The organism is Pseudoalteromonas sp. MB47 (assembly GCF_011319765.1).
GTDB lineage: Bacteria > Pseudomonadota > Gammaproteobacteria > Enterobacterales > Alteromonadaceae > Pseudoalteromonas > Pseudoalteromonas simplex.
The window spans coordinates 422,335-441,163 of record NZ_VFBD01000004.1 but is presented as its reverse complement, the minus strand read 5'-3'; the positions used below and the strand labels follow the sequence as shown (position 1 = coordinate 441,163).

Genomic DNA, 18,829 nt, shown 5'->3' with positions numbered 1-18,829 from the left:
TTATTCATCCTCTAAAAAGTCTTCACGAGCTGGGCTAAAGGTATCAATTAAAATACCACCCGTTGGGCAAGTTGCACCGTGATCTGCATAAGGAGGAATAAAACAGCTATCACCTGCTTTTAATATTTTGGTAACACCATCAATATTAAAATGAAATTCACCTTCAACAACATAAGTAACTTGTGAATGACGGTGAGCATGGTTATAGCCAATAGCACCTTGTGCAAACCAAATTTTAACGGCCATTAGTTCTTCGTTATAACCAAGCATTTGACGTTTTAGGCCATTCCCTAGGTCTTCAACTTCAGCGTCGCTTGCAAATGTAAAATGTTCACTTTGTTTAGTCATGGCAACTATTCCTAAATGTTGGTCATCAAATAAACGCCTAAGTGGCCGTCTAATGAATATGATTGATTTTTATATTTAAATGATCTTTTACTAGCGTCTTTGTTGTTATTAATGGCAATTAAATAAGGCTTATCTGCCACAGTTAACTCAATAAGCGTAAGCTCCCCCTGTTGTGTGTGTGACAAGGCAGATAATCGGCTTTGTGCAACGAGGGTATATTCTTTGCTCGGGTTATATTCACCATGAGGCTCTAGTATTGAAATAAATTGATGCCTATTTACACCTTTCACTCGGCGGATAAAACCATGTTCATTACGTAGATTGAAATTAGGATCGTTTGCACCAACTTGCGTGAATAGAAACGACTCTTCGCCATTCACTAAGCTTGATAAAGTATAAAAGCGGCCATTTTCATTTAACCATGTGACCTTAGCTACCCCCTTTTCAGGACGAGCTTGCGCTCTTAACCAAAGATGTTGATAACCATTCTTTTTACCCAGCGCCGTCATCTGTTGACTCTGTGTATTTAAATCAAAATTACTGTCGATAAATTGCCCTTTATAATGCAAAGGCAAATCTAGTTGGTGAGGTTGTGATGCGTTGACACTGTATAAATCAATAGCAATAGTACTACCTAGTTCTTTAAGTTCGACCAAAGCAAGCGTTCTCTCAAGCTCAACCCCTTCGTAAGCTGTATTTATTTGACCACTCGATACACTGCCGTATTCCGAGGTTTCAAAGAAATTTAGCGTTGGGGCATGTTTGTTTCCTTGCTTTACATCTGAATTAAAATGACTGATTTCGTCCACAACGACTGTATTATGCGCTACGGTTTGTTTTGCATAGCTGTTATTTTCCGGTAAGTAACGACCCCCAAATTTGGCTTCAACATTTAAAAAACGCGCAGCACCATAATCAGAAACAATTTCTTGTCCCTTGTCATAAAACTGCCAGGTTAACTTATCGAAGTGGCCATGCCCTAATCCCTGAGAAGCAGGTTTAAATAGTAATGCCTGTTCGCCATTAGGTTTGCTGCGCATGATCACAAGCGCCCCTTCATCTCCTTGGCTGCCATCTCCAAATGCGACGGACCTGAACTGATAGGGTGTTGCTAATCCTTCATCTAACGCATTTGCAACCTCTAAACCATCTCCCGAAAGAATAATTTGCCCTTGTTGTTGAGCAATATCTAAGTAGCCTGTATCACCCGTTAAACCGTAAGCAACCGTCACACCATGCACAAGTTCAATGGTGTCGATCCCTTTGCTCTTAATTGCATCATTAATCGGAAAAAACAAACCGTTATAGCTTAGTTGAATTGTAGTATCTATGGCTTTTAGCAAAATGCTATCACGATAGTGTGCAATTTTTCGCTCAGGTTCGTTATGTGCAATAGCTTGGGCAAACGTAACAAAAGGGAGTAACGCAAAGCGCTGGTAATAGGGGCCTTCGTTATAATACCCCTGAGGTGAAAAAAGCATATCAAGTTGCTTTAAGAAGCCACCTTTACCAGATTTATCTAAATCATACAGCGCCTTTTCAACCCACTGTGGCTCACCTAACACGTAGCCTGCCATGCCAACTCCAGCTGTAGCCCAAGTGCCGTGATTATGTACTTTATTAAAAGTAGAAGGCTGTCCTTGTGATAAAAAGAGTGCCACAGGTCTTAATAGCTTATGCTCAATGTCATTAATGTCTTGATCTGTTAGTGTCTCAACGACCAAATCATAAGCTTGAATTGTGTATACCAACCACATAGCTTCATTTAAGCTTTGCCAAAATAATTTACCTGGGTTTTGCGACTTAACTTTACGTTTGGGGTGCACATCTAACGTTGGATAGAGTGCGGCATATTCAAGTAACATATCGCGCACAAAATCGGCATATTTTTGCTCTTTGCTTAACTGGTAAATTATGCCAGCGCCATACATAAGCTGATAATTCTTTTTATGACGCTCATGGCTATAACCACCGCCACCATCTTTAGGTAACGGCACAACAATACCAAATGCAAGTTGCTGATCTACTTGTTGCTTTAGCTCAAGATACCGATCATTAAAGCGACCCGATTGGTTAAGCGCACTGCGCATCTTCTCAACATCAGATTGGGTGATTACTAAATTTGGGTGCGTCGCAAAAGCACTGCATGTGGTAATAGCCAGAGCAGTTACCGCTATTTTTAAGCCTGTGTAAAAATTAAATATTTTCATGCTTGCTCCCTACTTCTGAATCACTTGGTTATTTTTTAAAATAGCCGTATGCGAGCCTGCAATATTTAGCTCTTCAATGTATGGTTTTGCTGTATTAGTGAACGTGTTTGAGATAATACGCGTTTGCGGTTCACCAACGGTATGTTCAACGACAATCGGCGCAGAATTGGTAAACGCGTTCTCAGCGATTTCGGTAACTTGCACACCATGTAAGTAAACACTGGCATTAGTTTTATTTCGCTTACCTAAACCCACTGAGTTCAGTGTATTATTCTTTAACAAAAAGTGTGGACCAAACGTACTTTCATCAGTGCCGCCACGATAAAGCTTAACTAGCGCACCACTAACATTATCAAAATGATTATTTGTTAAGGTGACGTACTCAGCGTTATACACACCTAAGTTTTCAATCTCGCTGTCAAGGCGCAAGATATCGCCAGTAACCTGACTAAACTGGTTATTAATTAAAGTGATTTCATCCGCTAGTGCACCTTTACCCGTTTTAAAAAAATCAAAGGTATGATTAATGTCTAAATCAATTAATTGGCAACGCTCCATAATCAAGCGGTAGTTTTCAACCATGCCCCATTTTTTAGTACGAATAACCGAATTACCCGCTGAGTCTGGGCTGTTTTTACCAGATATAACTAACCCTTCTAGCTTTAAACTACCGCCATCATGAATTTCGAACAAACTAGAGCGCTCAAAAGTCAAATTCACAGCGCCATCTTGAGCCGCCTTAAAAGAAAGGGTTTTATCAATCACGACCAGTTTTGCAAGGTCATAGTCTCCTGCTGATAGTTCAAGTACATCACCAGAGTGCGCTTGTTCAATTTTAAGCAGGAGATCCTTCGCAGAATTTTCCACTCGATGGGTTTTTCCCGAATCAAAAGCCACAATTGCAGGGCTTTTAGGGTACCAGCTCACTCCTGTGTCTGCTTTTTTCAGTACAGTTAAATCAGCCTTAGCACCCGCAAAAACTGACTCTGAAACAGGGTAAAGTAAGCCCGCTTTATTACGCTTTAACTTAACTTGCTGTTGCTTTACTCCCTTGCTAAGCGATGGTAATACAGCTGTATTGGCAATGTTGTTACTAAACTTAATGCCACTAATATCATCAAAAGCGGTGAACGATTGCTGCGAGTCGTTAATGATCAGGTTATTGTTCATCACACTATCAATTGGTACAGCACTGCGCTCAGCATCACTGCCAGCAGCAAGCTGAATATGTTCAACATTTATAAAGGTATTGTTTTCAATTTGCGCATTTTCAACTTGGTGATAGCGGTTAATGGGCGAATTAGGCACACCATTCATCACCGTAAAGCCACTGCCAAAACGAAATCCCGTTAATCCCTCGAGATAATTATTACGAATAATGTGATCTTTGTTGATAACGCGAATGCCGCCAGTATGCTCTACACCATTACCGAAAAAAATATTTTCTTCGATGATGTTTCCATTCCCATGACGCAGTGTAAGTGTGCCGCGAGCTTCATAAAAAACGTTATTTCGAATATGGTTCTTACCTGATTTAATCGAAATGATTTCGACCTCACCATTGGTTTGTTCAAAATAGTTGTTCTCAACTAATGTGTGCGAATCGGACAACGAGTAATGGCTCGTCCCAATACGTAACGTTTCTCCACCGTTAGAACCAAATACAGGACGATAGCCAAAATAGTTATGGTCAATTTGATGGTAATTCTGCTGACTTTGTTCAGAGTTCAACCGAACCGCAACTGTTACTCCTTTATTTCGTTTACCTTCCAAGTGGTTGTGATCAAAACGGTTATGCTGACCATAAAGCGCTACCCAATAATCAGATTCGCGCTTATCTGGGTTGTTATAATTATCGATTACCATTTCAGAGACACGCGAATTAAATGCGAGTTCTTTACCATTACGAAACTCAATAACCGCGGATGTCGGGGTATAACCATTTTTAAATACAAGGCCGCTGGCATGCAAATACTGCCCTGCTAAACGAAGGTTTGACTGCCCAGATAAAATAACCTTACCTTTAGTTTGCGGCTTTAATCTAATCGGTAATTGTTTAGAGCCTTGACCAGATAAAACAATTTCGAAGTCATGCCACACCCCATTTTGTAAAATTACGGTATCACCTGCTTGTAACGTATTGGCTATTTTTGCGTAAGCTTGTTTGTTGTCTATTAAGTAGTCTTTGGCTGCAATCGTTGTCGAAAAACAACCAAGAATAACTAGGCTAAGCTTTATTATATTTAGTTTAATCAATCGCATAGTTAACTCATTTTTACTGATATTTCGACGAAAAACGCCATCAGCTTTATTATGTGTGTTCAGACGCTTCACGATGTGAAGCGCTTTGGCAAATGGCTTTACTTAACTAAGCTTTTGAAATAATCAAAAATCTCAGGCACATTGCCTTGACCCATTCCCGCATCAAATGCAGCTTGCAAGTTCGCCGATGAGCCTTCGGCAATTTTTGACACAGTGCCAAGATCCTCTACCATCTGTAAAAAGTAACCTAAGTCCTTGTTTGCATTTGCAATTGAAAACCCAAGATCACTCACTCCATCCACCGCATAGTTTTTACAAAAATGCATAAAAGGTGAATTTGATGGTCCTGTAGACATAATGTCGAAAAGTTGTTGGCGATTTACGCCGGCACGATCAGCAACAGCAAATGCTTGAGACATCGCACATACCGTTGTCATACCCATAAAGTTATTAATTAACTTTGTTGTATGACCTGCGCCAAGCTCCCCTAAATGGAACACATTTTCACCTTGATCATCTAATACAGGCTTCACTTTATTAAACGTCTCTAAGTCACCTGCAGCCATAATATTCAATAAGCCATCTTTTGCATGCGCTGGAGTACGCCCTAAAGGTGCATCAATCATACCTACGCCTTTTGCAGCAAGGTCTTTACCAATTTTCTTAGTTGAGGCAGGAATTGATGTACCAAAATCGATTAAAACAGACCCTTCTTTTAGTCCATCCAATAAACCTTCATCTGAATAAACTACTTTTTCCACGATATCTGATGTTGTTAAGCAAAGCATAACAATGTCTGAAGCAGCGGCTAACTCTTTACCTGTCGATACTGTTTGAGCACCTCGCTCTACACATTTTGTAACGGCTTCTTTATTAAGATCCATCACAATCAACTGATAGCCTTTGTTTTGTAGATTCTCGACCATATTGCCACCCATTAGGCCAAGGCCGATAAAACCGATCGTTGGTTTTGACATGTAGAACTCCTAAATAAATTGACACTTTTGAATGAAGTTAACCATTTCGAAAAGTGCGCCTAGTTAAATTTTTTAAATCTCACAGCACTACATCTTAATAGCAGCACTTACACAAACTGGCACAACAAGGTTACCAATAACAACATAAGTTATTACCAATAAATTACATTGTCAACCAATTGGCGTTACAAAAAAAGAAAAGAATATTGACCAATATTCAAAAAAGTCTGTCGCGATAAAAATAAAAGCTATCAAGTAAAATTATTTACTAACTTAATTAGTTAATTTTATTAGATTATTTGATTATTTACGGGAATTGATAAGTTTGAGAAAATTTTGAGATGAGGGTGCAACATAAAAACATAAAATTGGTAAGAACACTAAAATCATCTTTATGACCAATCATGCCAACCAGCTTAAATTAGTAAACAAATTTGAAGCATTTAAATATTGTTGAAAACAGCAAAAAGCGTCGTGACTAGTTGTTTCAACAATTCCACTGGTAACCCTGTAATCATTTTTAACGTAGGCGGTAATGGTTTAAATATAAGAGTAACTAAAGCTATGTCGCCCGCATGGGCGACACACATTTATTAATTAGGGCAATTACCTAATTCATAATACCCAGCACTAGTTTGCGCTAAGGTACTGGTATAAAAGGTGTTATAAAGACCTAGGTTATCACCTGAGCCCACTGCATAGGCGTAAGAGCCATTCGTAGTTGCGCGATTTGCTTGCACATGTGCATAGTTGCTTGAGGTGGTTTCAGTGCATTGGTAATCACCATTCGGTGTTGAGTCACACGCATCACCCACACCATCTGCATCACTATCCAGTTGATCACTATTGGCCACCAGCGGGCAGTTATCTAGGCTATCACTAACACCATCGCTGTCAGAGTCACTCGTTTCACCATCAGGAGTGCTGTCACACACATTACCAATCCCGTCATTATCGTTATCAGCTTGATCAGCATTCGCTACATTCGGGCAATTATCTGCGCCGTCGAGCACACCGTCGTTGTCTGCGTCATTAGTCGGTTCAGTGGTGGTTTTGCATGCCTGTAATGGCCCTGCACAACTTGAATCATCATCAGCGATCCACTGACATTGATTGGTACCCGCTGAATACTCGCGCATAGTAAAGGCAGCGGTTCCAAACGCTAAATAACAGGCAGAGTAACCTTCGCCCCAGCTAATATGGCCTTCGTTGATATGAAGATTGTAATCGCCTGTCACGCCAGCATCGATGACAAAACTAATGCTATCTGTTGATGTAAGCGCAGTATCATCTGTTGCGGTGATCACTACGGTATTATTACCACCAGCCAAATTGCATTGTTCAGCAAAGTACTCAAGCCCATTCACCGTAGCCGTCACATCACCATTGCTAAAACTGACCACGACAGTACTTAAGTTTTGATTATCATCAATCACCGTGCCAGTTACTGAAGCGCACTGCCCGTTTACACTAGCCGCAGTATCACTCAGTAGTGGTGCTGTAGCCGCAGGCTCTGGACCAATACGTACCGTAAGATTAGCTTCATCACCTTGTTTCGCTTCATTATCTGTGGCACTGACACGCACTTCATAAAGTCCATCGCTGAGTACGCTTGTCACCCCGCTAAATGTATTATTCGCATCGACTTGCACGTTCAGTGACTCAATTAAGCTTGCCGCGCCACCGGCTAGGCTATACACGTTAATATCAACATTGGTTACATTGCCTTCTGGGTCGACTGCACTGCCTGTAATGGTGAGCTGATTATTACTGACTGTGGCAGTTAAATTACTAATTTCAGGGCCTGCATTACGATCAACTCGTTTATTATTAGCCGCAAAGTACTCACCGAGATAGGTTGCAAAATTAATACTGTTTGCCGCCACATAATCGCCAGACGCACCTTGTCCGCCCGACCACGAGTGATCCAAATTATTAAACCACAGCATAGCAACTCGATTGCCTTGCCAAAGTGACTGCTCAGCGGTACGCGTTGCATCATCACTTATTGTCGTCGTGCCTGAAAGTTGATTAACCCCATAAAGGGCAGCAAAGCCATCTGCGTTTTGCTGGTTATAACAAGTATTCACTGTGGTATCGGCAGTGCCGTGACCAATCACCGCTATTTGTGTAGAGAAATGATCTTTATAACTGCCAGCATAGCTTTCACAGCGGGATACAAAGGTGTTTTCAGACACTGTTTCACAGGTCGAAATCGCCCCACTTGAACTTGTGCCAATGGTTGGCCCGGCACTGGGTGCAACTCCGGCAAATACATCAGGCGCCACACAAGCCGTTTGTGCAGCCATTGCAGCCCCAGATGATAAACCTGCAATATACACTTGTTTAGGGTCAATATTACGCGTTGCATCAGCGCTCAATGTATTGGCTAAATTAATCAGATTTTTATAATCGCCAGAGCTGCGATTGATTGCTCCTTGCCAATATGACCAGCAGCTATAGCCTGCTTTATTCATAGCATCAGGAACGGCTATTACCATGCCATGGGCTTCGGCTGCATCTTCAAGATTCGCAGTTAAGTAGTTATTAATGGGTTGCACGCAGCCATGCAGTACTAGCATCAAAGAATGGCCATTGCCTATGCTTGATTGCGTATCAGGAGTGTAAATGTGAACATTATTAAAACCGCCAATGCTGACATTTTGCTGCCAACTCCCTGCAAAACTTGGCTGCGAGAAAATAGCAGCACAGAGCACTGCGAGCGGAGTAAACGACGCTGATTTTCGTTTACATAATTGTGTTACTTTTTGCATATATCGCCTTTATAGTCGTTATCATTGTTGTCTGTCAGTTGATGACTAACTCAATGTAGTAGAACTATTCAAAAAGCGACCTATAACTATAGTGCTATACATCTATTGCAAAACAAACCAAAAGCACCATAACCTGATTTATTGTCATTTACGAAACTTAAGCCAGTTTCATTAACAAAGCCAACGTAACTCGTTGGCTTTGCTTTTGCTAAGGAGTAGGCTTAAAAATTAAACCCGACTGATAGCCAATAACGGCGACCATCTTCAACATATCCGTATTCAGCTTCGGTGATTTCTTTATCAAATAAATTATAAACACCAAACCCTAACTTAATGCTGCGGCTTAGATCATAGTTACCACCGATATCAGCCAAGGTGTAATCTGGCGCAATTAAGCTGTCTTGTGACGGACCTGTTGTCGGCTGACTTTCTTCACCACGGTAATGTACACGCAGCCACGTACCTAGCTTATCAACCGGGCGCCAATTAACTGAAGTTTGTAAAATATGCTTTGGTAATTGGTTAAGTGGGCTGCCTTTGTATTCACCGGTTTTTTGCTCAGAATCGGTGTAGGTGTAGTTGGCACTTACATCAAGCTCACTGGTAATGTCGTAAGATACTGATAACTCAAAGCCTTGTGTAACGGCTTCATCCACATTGACATAGGTCGTTGGCATCGAACCAAACTGGTTTGGTCCATCAGTACACTGGGTGAGTGGGCACGAAATACGGGTAATTTTGTCTTCAAATTCGTTGTAAAATACGGTGCTTGAAAGCGATAAATCACGGTTTGCATCGTAATAGATACCCATTTCGTAGTTTACAGATTTTTCAGGGCTTAAATCTGGGTTACCGTAAATATTACCACCTCGGCTCACTTGCCCCCAAGCTGCGGTAGATTGACGAATATTCGGCGCTCTAAAGCCTGTAGAGATACCGCCTTTTACCGTCAACGATTTAGTTGCTGTATACACACCATACAAACGTGGGCTGAAATGGCCTGAAAAATTGCCATCATGGTCATAACGAAGACCTGTTGTGAGTTTAAACTGCTTGGTTGCTGCCCACTCATCTTCGGCAAACACCGACCACTGCTCGTTTTCAACATGGGTTAAGTCACTTATGCGGTTACTGGTGTAATCGTCCAGCTCTTCTTTTAAATATGACGCTCCAAATGCAGCATTATGATTGGTAAAAGGTAAAGTCCAGCTAGTTTGCGCATCGGTATTTTCGACATACATTTCGCGAGAGGTATTATCGAATTTATCGTACTTTAGGTAACTGCGTGATGAGCCAAAATCATAAAAACCATTATGGCTTAGTGAATAGCTCTCTTGGTCATACTCTGTGGTTGATGACTCTGGGCAACCATTACGGCCACAACTTTCACCTTCAGCTAAAGGAGCAACTGTTTTACCTAATGTTTCGTCGAGTTTTTGTTTTGCAGAGCCTACTTCAAGCATAATCTCATGGCTATCAGAGGGTGTTAAGATAAACTTTGCTTTGATATTGCTTTGCTCTTTACCACGAAAACCGGCTTCAAAATCGTCTTCGTCACGCTTTGAGAATTGACCAGATAACTGCATACCTAATAACTCAGGAATTAAGCCACCCGCTGTGAAAAAGCTACCTTGATTGATATTGCCCGATTCACTTGATTCTTGAATGGTGCTATCTAGGCGCAATTCGCCATACCATTTTTCTGGTGTTTTACGGGTAATAATATTGATAACCCCACCGATTGCATCTGAGCCATATAATGACGACATAGGACCACGGATAACCTCGATGCGTTCAATCGCTGAGATAGGCGGAGTCCATGCTCCTTCGACACCAGGGCCATCACTATTTGGGCGGGTTTCACGAGAGGTTTGACGCTGGCCATCAATTAAAATCAAAGTATATTGACTTGCCATACCACGAAGACTGATATCTTTTCTGTCGCCACCACCTGTGACAACCACACCAGGAACATCTGTCATTGCATCGGTTAGATCACGATAAAAACGCTTTTCGAGTTGCTCACGATCAATAACACTGATGCTGGCTGGTGCCTCTTTAAGCATCTGCTCATAACCTGAAGCAGAAACTACAATCACTTCCATGTCTTGCTTTTTATCATCTGCATTTGCAGAATAAGACAAACTAGCCAGTATAGCTGCCGTTAATGGTAAAATGTTCGTAACAACCCTCGTCATAATAATACTCCGTGACATTTTGTTTATTAATGATAATAATTAGCGTTTGCATACTAATGAGAAGTCCCGATTTTCACAATTTACGATTTCTTAAAACTGAATTAAGAAGGCCTGAACTATGAATTCCAAGCTGATAAAAACACTACGCGTTTTTTCTCGTACTGTAGAGACAGGCAATATGAGCGGTGCAGCTGCAGAGTTATCGATGACCACATCGGCTGTGAGTCAACACATTAAGCAATTAGAACAAGAAATCGGATTAAGCCTATTTAACCGCAGCCCACGCGAACTTACCTTAACCGAAGCCGGCCATCTGTATTATCAAAGCTGTTTAAAAATGCTGGCACTTGCTGATCAAGCCAGTACGCAATTACAACATTTGCAAAATAAGCCCAGTGGCGAGCTTAAATTAGTGGCGCCAGTGGGTTTTGGTGGAGGATTATTAAGCGAGCCGTTGGAGCGCTTAATTAACGAATTTGATGATTTACGTATTCAGTTAATTTTGACTGACGAGCCAATTGATATGATTAAATGCGGCGCTGACTTAGCAATCGCTATTGGCCCATTAACAGATTCCAACCTAGTAGCAAGGCAATTAGCAACGTGGCCACTAAAGTTATGCGCCCATAAAGATCATCCAATTAGTCAAATAAAACAGGCTCGCTGGCAAGATCTCAACCAGTTTGCCAGAATTGGACACAGTAATGCTGACAGCAACGCATTTAATCCTTCTACATTAGAAAGCAAGCCACTGCCAAAGGCTAAAATTACAGTGAACAACATGCAAAGTTTAATCAAACTTGTGATTGATGGTGTTGGCTATGGCGTGTTACCCGAACCAGAAGTTAGGCATTTACTAAAATCGAAAGAACTGGTTGAAATAGCACCTGAATGGGCAATGCCAAACTATACTGTTTATGCTGTAACACCAGCCCGAGACAGTTTAGCGGCAAAAACAAGGACTGCCATTGATACTTTAAAACTATGCTTTAACCATGTGTCTAAGCAAGTTGAATTAGTTGATTAAGACTCATAAAGGATAATAGCCATTTGCAATATGCAGATGGCTATTATCCAACTTAGCGTTAACCTAGCGCCAGCCAAACGCCTACACCCATCATAAGCGCGCCAGCAATACGGTTTAACCACTTCACATTATCGCCTTTATCTAAAAACAGCCTTAAGCTTTTACCGCCTGTTGCGTAAATCAACATACAGATAAATTCGCTCAGCATAATAATGCTCACTAATACCGCAAGCTGAGGAGCAACCGCTAAATCAACATTAATAAACGGAGGGAGTAAAGAAATCATAAATGCCCACCCTTTTGGGTTTGCAATGGCAGTGATATAACCCTGCGAAAATAATTGCCCACGACCAATTTGTTGCTGTGTAGCATCGTTAGGTTTAAAGCTGGTTTTAGCGCGCCACATATTAACACCTAAGTATATTAAGTACGCGCCACCTAGGTATTTTAAAAAGGCAAATAAGTCAGGGTAATTAAGCATAATACTGGCAACCCCAATCACCGCAGCAATGGCTACCGTGGCAACCCCTAACACCTCACCGACCATCATCCACAGCGTACGTCTAACGCCTACACTCATGCCTAACGTCATGGCGAGCGTCATACACATACCAGGTGTAATAGAAACAAAGAAAAAGGTCGGAATAAAAACCGCGAGTACTGCTAAATCGAGCATAAATGCAATCACATGTTTATTGCTTAAAAAGAGAAAGCGATTAAATCACATCCACTTAAATAAGCAAACATACACGCGATTGCTAACAGGCTTATAAAAACATACCGCCCGATGCTTCTATTCGTTGCCCGGTTACCCAACGGTTTTCATCACCGAGTAGCTGCGCAATCATAGGACCAATATCATCAGCTTGGCCAACGCGTCCCATGGCTGTAAATGAACTCACTAATTGCGCAACATGCTCATTATCACGGACAGCACCGCCACCAAAATCAGTGGCAATTGCGCCAGGCGCGACGACATTCACGGCAATATTGCGACCAGCAAGTTCCTTTGCCATGTATTTGGTTAATACTTCAACGGCCCCTTTCATGGTGGCGTAGGCCGCTTTTCCTGGTAATGCAAAACGTGTCAGCCCAGAAGATAAGTTAATAATACGCCCGCCATCATTGATCATCTCATGCAGTGTTTGTGTTAAGAAAAACACACCTTTAACATGTACATTCATCAAATTATCAAACATAGCTTCACTGGTATCAGCAAATGCACTATCACTGCCATGACCTGCGTTATTGATTAAATAATCAAATCGAGACGTTTGCCATTGTGTTGCCAAAGTACTTTCAAGTGTTTGTTTAAATTCAGCAAAACCTAAAATATCGCTCACATCAAGTTGAATGGCGACGGCTTTTGCCCCTAGCGCTGCAACTTCTTCTACAACTTGCTGCGCTTCATCTTTATGGCTTCTGTAAGTAAATACACAATCAATGTTCTTACGTGCCAAACTTAAAACTGTATTTTTACCTAAACCGCGATTACCACCTGTGATCACTGCAATTTTGTTGCTCATCGTGCTTACCCTTTTGCTTTGAAGTAATTGTGAGCAACCAGTATATTTACACTGCAAAACCAGATAAACCATGTAAAATTGAATTAACTGTTCGCAAATAACAAACAATCATGAATGAACTAAATGCCATGAAAACCTTTGTTCAGGTTGCAGAGCTAAAAAGCTTTTCGGCTGCAGCACTTGCACTGAGCATGCCTAAATCATCCGTCTCGCAGTTGGTCAAACAACTCGAAGATACGCTAGGTGCTCGGCTTCTAAACCGCACAACAAGGCGAGTTACGCTGACCAATGAAGGCACTGTGTTTTATCAGCGCTGCAAAGATATGCTTGCTGATATAGACGAACTACAAACCCTATTTCATAAAAAAGACGAAGCGTTATCAGGGCGTCTTAGAGTAGATATGCCACAGCCAATTAGTCGGCGCTTAGTGCTACCGAATCTAGACAGCTTTTTATCTGCACACCCGCAATTAGAGATTGAACTGAGTAGTTCTGACAGACGAGTTAACCTAATTGAAGAAGGCTTTGATTGTGTAGTGCGAGTCGGTAATTTAGAAGACTCATCGCTGATTGCGAAAAAAATTGGCCACTGCCCTATGATTAACTGTGTCAGCCCAGGTTATATTAAAAACTATGGCAACATCACTGAACTTAGCGATTTAGCCGAGCATTACATTGTTCGTTATAGCCAAACGCTCGGCCAACTTGACCCCGGCTTTGAATACCAAGATACGCAAGGCGATTGGCAAACCCTGACCATGAAATCACAGCTCACAGTCAACAATACTGATGCCTATAAAGCAGCGTGTTTAGCTGGGCTTGGCCTTATTCAAGTGCCTCGTCATGGAGTTCTTGACGAGCTTAGTTGTGGTGAACTTATCCAAGTTTTGCCTGACTATAATTTGCCGCCCATGCCTATGAATATCGTCTACCCAAATCGACGCCATTTACCAAGGCGTACCCGAGTGTTTATTGATTGGTTAAGCGAGCAATTAAAACCGATTACCCATAGCTAAGATACTTGCTATGTGCGCTTCAGTTTAACTACCTTTAATTACAGACAGCAGGAGTTGATCAATTTCATTATTCACTCCACCAACGCTACTATTGTTTAATATTACATAACCAATATTTTTATCTGTCACAGAGCGAGTTAAGGATGTCCAGCCTCTATTAAACCCTGCAAAACCTAGACTGTTATTCTCAGAGTCTACGACATAACTCATACTCCATCGCCCTCCTGTGTGAGGCTGAGCTTGAATCATATTTGCAATAAGCTGATTTGATAAAATATTTGAACCAATGTAATTACCTTGCTCATTTTTTAGCACTGCCTGATTAAACTTAGCTAAATCATCTGCCGTTGTTATAAAGCCAGCGGCAGCTGTTTCTGTAAAGTACACCATAGCTGTTTTGTTGCCATTCTCATCGTAAGGACTAGCCAGCTTTGCTGGAGAAATACGGTTGATATCAAACGAAGAATTTGTCATTCCGAGGGGTAAAAGAACGTTTTCAGTCATAAAATTACTGAAAGATTGATTAGTCAGGTCTTCAATTAACAGCTGAACTATCGTGTAACCACCACCTGAGTATGACCATTTAGTGTCAGGTTCATGAATAATTTTAACGGCTCCATCACCCGTATTATTGCCTTCTAATGACTCTACAAGAGTAGGTAATGGATCTTCAGCACTCCATCCATTGTAGCCACTTAATGAAAGCCCTGCAGTATGAGAGAGAATATTACGTAAAGTTACTTTGTTAGCATCAAACTGAGAATTCGGTATTTTCCAGCTTTTTAAGTAATCATTAATTGGTTTATCAAGTTCAAGTTCAACTTTACCTTGTTCAACTAGTATCATTGCGCCCCAAGCTGTAATCACTTTAGAAATGGAGCCAACATTGAATAAAGTTTTGTGTGTGATTGGGGTTCTATTTTCAGCGTCAGCATGGCCATAAGAATATGAACCAAGCACCTCATTCCCTTGAACAATCGATATAGCAATACCACGCGCTTTGCTTTTTTCAAGAATTAACGGGATCTCCTTATCTAGCACTTTAGAAAATTCTAAACTTTTGGTTTGTTTTGCATGTAATGAGCAAGACGATATTAAAAATAATATAAGAATTATAAACTTATTCATGAGCATCCTTGTTTTATAACGACCGCATCAAAGGCCTAATTTAATTGACTAAAATAGCATTCAAAGCAGAAACCAAGCACTTAGGACCTTCCCTTAAGCTATTGCCTGCTAAACTTTTAGAGCTGATAGTAACTTCTCAGCTTCATCAGATAGCTTAACGCGTTCATCCATTTCTGAAACATGCTTTAAGCGCGTGTAGATTTCAATATAACGTGTTCTTGCTTTTACAAAAGCCTCTGAATGATAGCAGCTGTAAATCCACTCCAGCTCTTGCTCTGATATGCTTTCGAGAACTCTGTGTGGTACTTCCTCACAATACTCTAACAGTGAGAAGTTTGTTAGATGGCGCATATCAATAGGTTCTACTTTTTCATCAAGTAGCCATGGCAATAAATATACATTCGAAAACATAGTTTCAGCTAGTTCGTAAGACGCCTTATTAATATCACCAATACGAAACGTTAGTATCGAACGACACAACATTTGCACTGGCTCACCCATATCATCAGGAAAGTGTGAATCATGCCACTGTATATGTTGCTCAGCTTTTTTCATATCATTGAGTACGAGCAACAAAGGAAATATTAAATATCGCTTACCATAACCATCTGAGATACAGCCATAATCTCTAATCTCTCGGTTAAAAGCAGATTTATAGCTAGATATCTTTGCGCGAATTTTCTTGTCGGTATCTGGAATTATAAACATGAACAACATTTCCTCTTATTTGCTAACCGCTTATCTACGAATAAGAATATGCAAATAGGCAATACAAAAATCCCCGCTTTATGGGCGGGGATTCCTAATATAACCATTTAACTAACTACTGAATGACACCGTCAGCGGCAACTGGCTCTGCGGGTTTTTCGTCACTTAATAAGTATTTTTCTAACCACTGCTCTTGCTCCCAAAGTACATGCAGCAAGCTCTTACGAGCGCGATAGCCATGCGCCTCATAAGGTAACATCACTAAGCGGGCTTCTTTACCTAGGCCTTTTAATGCAGCGTACATACGCTCACTTTGCATTGGGAAGGTACCCGAGTTTGGATCTTCTTGACCGTGGATCATCAGCATAGGCTCATTGATTTTCTCAGCATGGAAAAACGGTGACATCGCCGCGTACACATCTTGCGCTTGCCAAAAGTCACGCTCTTCACCTTGGAAACCAAATGGCGTTAGGGTGCGGTTGTAAGCACCACTGCGGGCAATACCGGTTTTAAATAAATCGCTGTGCGCTAATAAATTCGCCACCATAAAGGCACCATAAGAGTGACCAGCAACGGCAATGTTATCTTTATCTGCCACACCTTTTTCAACAAGTACATCTACCGCAGCCTTAGCACTTGCCACCAGCTGCTTACGGAATAAGTCGTTTGGCTCTTTACCATCAACACCCACAATTGGCATTTTCGGGTCGTCAAATACGGCAATACCTTTTGCAAGATAAGGCATTGGCCCCCAATAACCGATATAAGTAAACTCATAAGGCGACTCGCGCATTTGTGACGCAACGGCTTTATCTTTATATTCAAGCGGATAAGCCCACATTAGAACCGGTAACGGGCCTTGAGTTGAATCATAACCAGGCGGTAAATAAAGCGTACCACTAAGCTCAACGCCATCATCACGCTTGTATCGAATTAGCTCTTTAGTCACCCCTTTAAATTCTGGGTAAGGGTGCTCAAAAGTCGTAAGTTGAGTCAGGGTTTTATCGTCTAGGTCGCGAATAAAAAAGTTAGGTTGCTCAGTTTTAGATTCGCGAATCGTAATTAAACGCTCGCCTTCATCATCAAGCATTGCACGCACACGCTCATAGTATGGTGCTTCTGATTGCCAAACACGTGTTGTGGTATTGGTTTTTACATCATATCGGTCTAAAAACGGAATATTACCTTGTTCAGAGGCACCGTTACCGCGTAAGAAAAGATAACGCCCTCCAACGACTTTTAATACGTCAGCACCTAAATCATTTTTTTCATAAATTGGGTAACCTGGGTTTTTGTAGGCATCGTTATAGCTGCGCTCAGAAAAAAGCACGCGGTTTTTATCTGCATTACGCGGTTGAATAACAAATGTGCGAACTTGTCGGTCGCTAAAGCGCCATTCAGATAACAGAGCAACATTACCGTTGCCCCAAGTTATTGAATCAAAACGGCGTTCAACTTTCGCAAATAACTTCGCATCACGTTTAAAAGGTGCTCTTAGGCTATAAAGGTGATCGTGATAAGGCACGTCGGTTTTCATATCACCGCCGTCTTGTGCTTCTGCCCAAATTACTTCAGCGCCTTGATCTGCTCGCCATTGAAATTCGCGGCGACCAGTACGCACACTGTCATAACCTTGTGGAATGTTATCTGCTAAAGGCTGCTTCGCAAGCTCTGCTAACGTATAGCCACGCATGCCCCAAATTTGCCAAGTCGCAGCAAATCGGCTGTAAGGTACTTGATACGAAAAAGGCTCATCAATCATGCCAACCAAAATATTGGTTGAATCAGGCGAGACCGAAAACGATTTAATTAAGCCCGGTTGACCAATCGGTTGGCCTTGACCACTGAGCGGAATATAAGTCAGCTGGCTTTGGGCAAAGAACTTAAATTGTGCTTCATCGTATGGGCTAGTTAGCAGGTTTTGATAAGTACGCGCAGGCGCTTTTTCACCACTACTTTGCTGAATAACAGGCACAACCTGCGAGCTGTCATTGCTGATACGTGCTTTACCAATATTGACCGCTGCATTTGCGACAATAGCGCTGCTATCTGGCAACCACGTATAAGGCGTGCGCGTTAGCACAGAATTAAGAGGCGTATCACTTAACTGGCGGGCTTGCTTAGTACTTACATTATAGACCCATAGGTTAGCACTCGATGCTTGCTCTACCACAAATGCCAAATATTGACTGTCGCTTGACCAACTTGGTGAGCGTAAAATGCCATTTGGCAAACCAGATACAACAATTTCAGAGCCTGTTTCAACATGCTTAAGCACTAAAGATGTAAATTTATTACGCACTCGTGAGCGCGAAAAATTAGCAGGATTAAGCTTAATACCCGCAAGTTTCAACTCTTCTTTGGCTAAGTCTTGTAAGGTATCGATGCGTTTTCTATCAAATAACGCCAGCCACTGGCCATCATTCGATAAATAACTACTCGGTGCAAGCTTAGCGTCAACCACAGCAGCCAGTGCGGGCGATGGAGTTTGATAACCTTGATTAGCAAAACTGGGTGTGCAAACAGCTGCGCCAATGACTAGCGCAAAAAGCAGTTTAAATGCTTTCATGTTCGTTCCTTTTTCGTTTTTATTTTCGATTCTGTAAACAAGTAGAACATGTTTGTAGCATTTCATAAAGAGTTTCGACCCTTTTG

13 protein-coding genes are annotated in these 18,829 nt (G+C 41.4%); 2 read left to right on the top strand and 11 right to left on the bottom strand.

From position 1 onward, the window contains the following. The 6 genes from IMPJCBKJ_RS02550 to IMPJCBKJ_RS02525 form a co-directional block, all read right to left on the bottom strand. Positions 1-348, bottom strand: coding sequence for a cupin domain-containing protein (locus IMPJCBKJ_RS02550; RefSeq protein WP_166338616.1), 348 nt, complete (start codon positions 346-348; stop codon positions 1-3). Positions 349-359: 11 nt separating this feature from the next. Next, positions 360-2,558: a heparinase II/III family protein gene (locus IMPJCBKJ_RS02545; protein ID WP_166338614.1), complete on the bottom strand. Its 2,199-nt coding sequence runs from the start codon at positions 2,556-2,558 to the stop codon at positions 360-362. 9 nt (positions 2,559-2,567) lie between these two features. Next, positions 2,568-4,820: a polysaccharide lyase 6 family protein gene (locus IMPJCBKJ_RS02540; protein WP_166338612.1), complete on the bottom strand. Its 2,253-nt coding sequence runs from the start codon at positions 4,818-4,820 to the stop codon at positions 2,568-2,570. 98 nt (positions 4,821-4,918) lie between these two features. Next, positions 4,919-5,797, bottom strand: coding sequence for an NAD(P)-dependent oxidoreductase (locus IMPJCBKJ_RS02535; RefSeq protein ID WP_138618280.1), 879 nt, complete (start codon positions 5,795-5,797; stop codon positions 4,919-4,921). A gap of 593 nt (positions 5,798-6,390) precedes the next feature. Then, positions 6,391-8,571: a PHB depolymerase family esterase gene (locus IMPJCBKJ_RS02530; RefSeq protein WP_206004052.1), complete on the bottom strand. Its 2,181-nt coding sequence runs from the start codon at positions 8,569-8,571 to the stop codon at positions 6,391-6,393. 221 nt (positions 8,572-8,792) lie between these two features. Next, positions 8,793-10,769, bottom strand: a complete 1,977-nt coding sequence (locus tag IMPJCBKJ_RS02525) for a ligand-gated channel protein (RefSeq protein WP_240920980.1) — start codon at positions 10,767-10,769, stop codon at positions 8,793-8,795. Between the two features lie 118 nt (positions 10,770-10,887). On the opposite strand from IMPJCBKJ_RS02525, the gene IMPJCBKJ_RS02520 reads away from it, so the two are divergent. Continuing rightward, entirely contained in the window at positions 10,888-11,796 is a 909-nt protein-coding gene (locus IMPJCBKJ_RS02520) for a LysR family transcriptional regulator (RefSeq protein WP_138599394.1), read from the top strand. Positions 11,797-11,854: 58 nt separating this feature from the next. Here IMPJCBKJ_RS02520 and IMPJCBKJ_RS02515 read toward each other — a convergent pair whose 3' ends face one another. Beyond that, entirely contained in the window at positions 11,855-12,472 is a 618-nt protein-coding gene (locus IMPJCBKJ_RS02515) for a LysE family translocator (RefSeq protein ID WP_166338682.1), read from the bottom strand. Positions 12,473-12,563: 91 nt separating this feature from the next. Continuing rightward, positions 12,564-13,322 (bottom strand): SDR family oxidoreductase, encoded by a 759-nt coding sequence (locus IMPJCBKJ_RS02510; protein WP_138599393.1) that lies wholly within the window; start codon positions 13,320-13,322, stop codon positions 12,564-12,566. Between the two features lie 110 nt (positions 13,323-13,432). On the opposite strand from IMPJCBKJ_RS02510, the gene IMPJCBKJ_RS02505 reads away from it, so the two are divergent. Further along, complete coding sequence (locus IMPJCBKJ_RS02505; protein WP_166338608.1) at positions 13,433-14,338, top strand: LysR family transcriptional regulator; 906 nt, start codon at positions 13,433-13,435, stop codon at positions 14,336-14,338. A 24-nt stretch (positions 14,339-14,362) separates the two neighbouring features. Here IMPJCBKJ_RS02505 and IMPJCBKJ_RS02500 read toward each other — a convergent pair whose 3' ends face one another. The 3 genes from IMPJCBKJ_RS02500 to IMPJCBKJ_RS02490 all read right to left on the bottom strand — a co-directional run bounded on the left by IMPJCBKJ_RS02500 (position 14,363) and on the right by IMPJCBKJ_RS02490 (position 18,743). Further along, positions 14,363-15,466: a beta-lactamase family protein gene (locus IMPJCBKJ_RS02500; RefSeq protein ID WP_240920979.1), complete on the bottom strand. Its 1,104-nt coding sequence runs from the start codon at positions 15,464-15,466 to the stop codon at positions 14,363-14,365. Positions 15,467-15,574: 108 nt separating this feature from the next. Then, positions 15,575-16,174, bottom strand: coding sequence for a hypothetical protein (locus tag IMPJCBKJ_RS02495; RefSeq protein WP_054553991.1), 600 nt, complete (start codon positions 16,172-16,174; stop codon positions 15,575-15,577). A gap of 115 nt (positions 16,175-16,289) precedes the next feature. Then, positions 16,290-18,743, bottom strand: coding sequence for a prolyl oligopeptidase family serine peptidase (locus IMPJCBKJ_RS02490; protein WP_166338604.1), 2,454 nt, complete (start codon positions 18,741-18,743; stop codon positions 16,290-16,292). Between the last annotated feature and the right edge of the window lie 86 nt (positions 18,744-18,829).

Excerpts from the sequence above, each read along its gene's own strand:
- IMPJCBKJ_RS02510 (WP_138599393.1), bottom strand. The coding sequence starts at position 13,322 with ATGAGCAACAAAATTGCAGTGATCACAGGTGGTAATCGCGGTTTAGGT.
- IMPJCBKJ_RS02540 (WP_166338612.1), bottom strand. The coding sequence starts at position 4,820 with ATGCGATTGATTAAACTAAATATAATAAAGCTTAGCCTAGTTATTCTT.
- IMPJCBKJ_RS02505 (WP_166338608.1), top strand. The coding sequence starts at position 13,433 with ATGAATGAACTAAATGCCATGAAAACCTTTGTTCAGGTTGCAGAGCTA.
- IMPJCBKJ_RS02515 (WP_166338682.1), bottom strand. The coding sequence starts at position 12,472 with ATGCTCGATTTAGCAGTACTCGCGGTTTTTATTCCGACCTTTTTCTTT.
- IMPJCBKJ_RS02530 (WP_206004052.1), bottom strand. The coding sequence starts at position 8,571 with ATGCAAAAAGTAACACAATTATGTAAACGAAAATCAGCGTCGTTTACT.
- IMPJCBKJ_RS02545 (WP_166338614.1), bottom strand. The coding sequence starts at position 2,558 with ATGAAAATATTTAATTTTTACACAGGCTTAAAAATAGCGGTAACTGCT.
- IMPJCBKJ_RS02550 (WP_166338616.1), bottom strand. The coding sequence starts at position 348 with ATGACTAAACAAAGTGAACATTTTACATTTGCAAGCGACGCTGAAGTT.
- IMPJCBKJ_RS02525 (WP_240920980.1), bottom strand. The coding sequence starts at position 10,769 with ATGACGAGGGTTGTTACGAACATTTTACCATTAACGGCAGCTATACTG.
- IMPJCBKJ_RS02535 (WP_138618280.1), bottom strand. The coding sequence starts at position 5,797 with ATGTCAAAACCAACGATCGGTTTTATCGGCCTTGGCCTAATGGGTGGC.
- IMPJCBKJ_RS02520 (WP_138599394.1), top strand. The coding sequence starts at position 10,888 with ATGAATTCCAAGCTGATAAAAACACTACGCGTTTTTTCTCGTACTGTA.
- IMPJCBKJ_RS02490 (WP_166338604.1), bottom strand. The coding sequence starts at position 18,743 with ATGAAAGCATTTAAACTGCTTTTTGCGCTAGTCATTGGCGCAGCTGTT.
- IMPJCBKJ_RS02495 (WP_054553991.1), bottom strand. The coding sequence starts at position 16,174 with ATGTTTATAATTCCAGATACCGACAAGAAAATTCGCGCAAAGATATCT.
- IMPJCBKJ_RS02500 (WP_240920979.1), bottom strand. The coding sequence starts at position 15,466 with ATGAATAAGTTTATAATTCTTATATTATTTTTAATATCGTCTTGCTCA.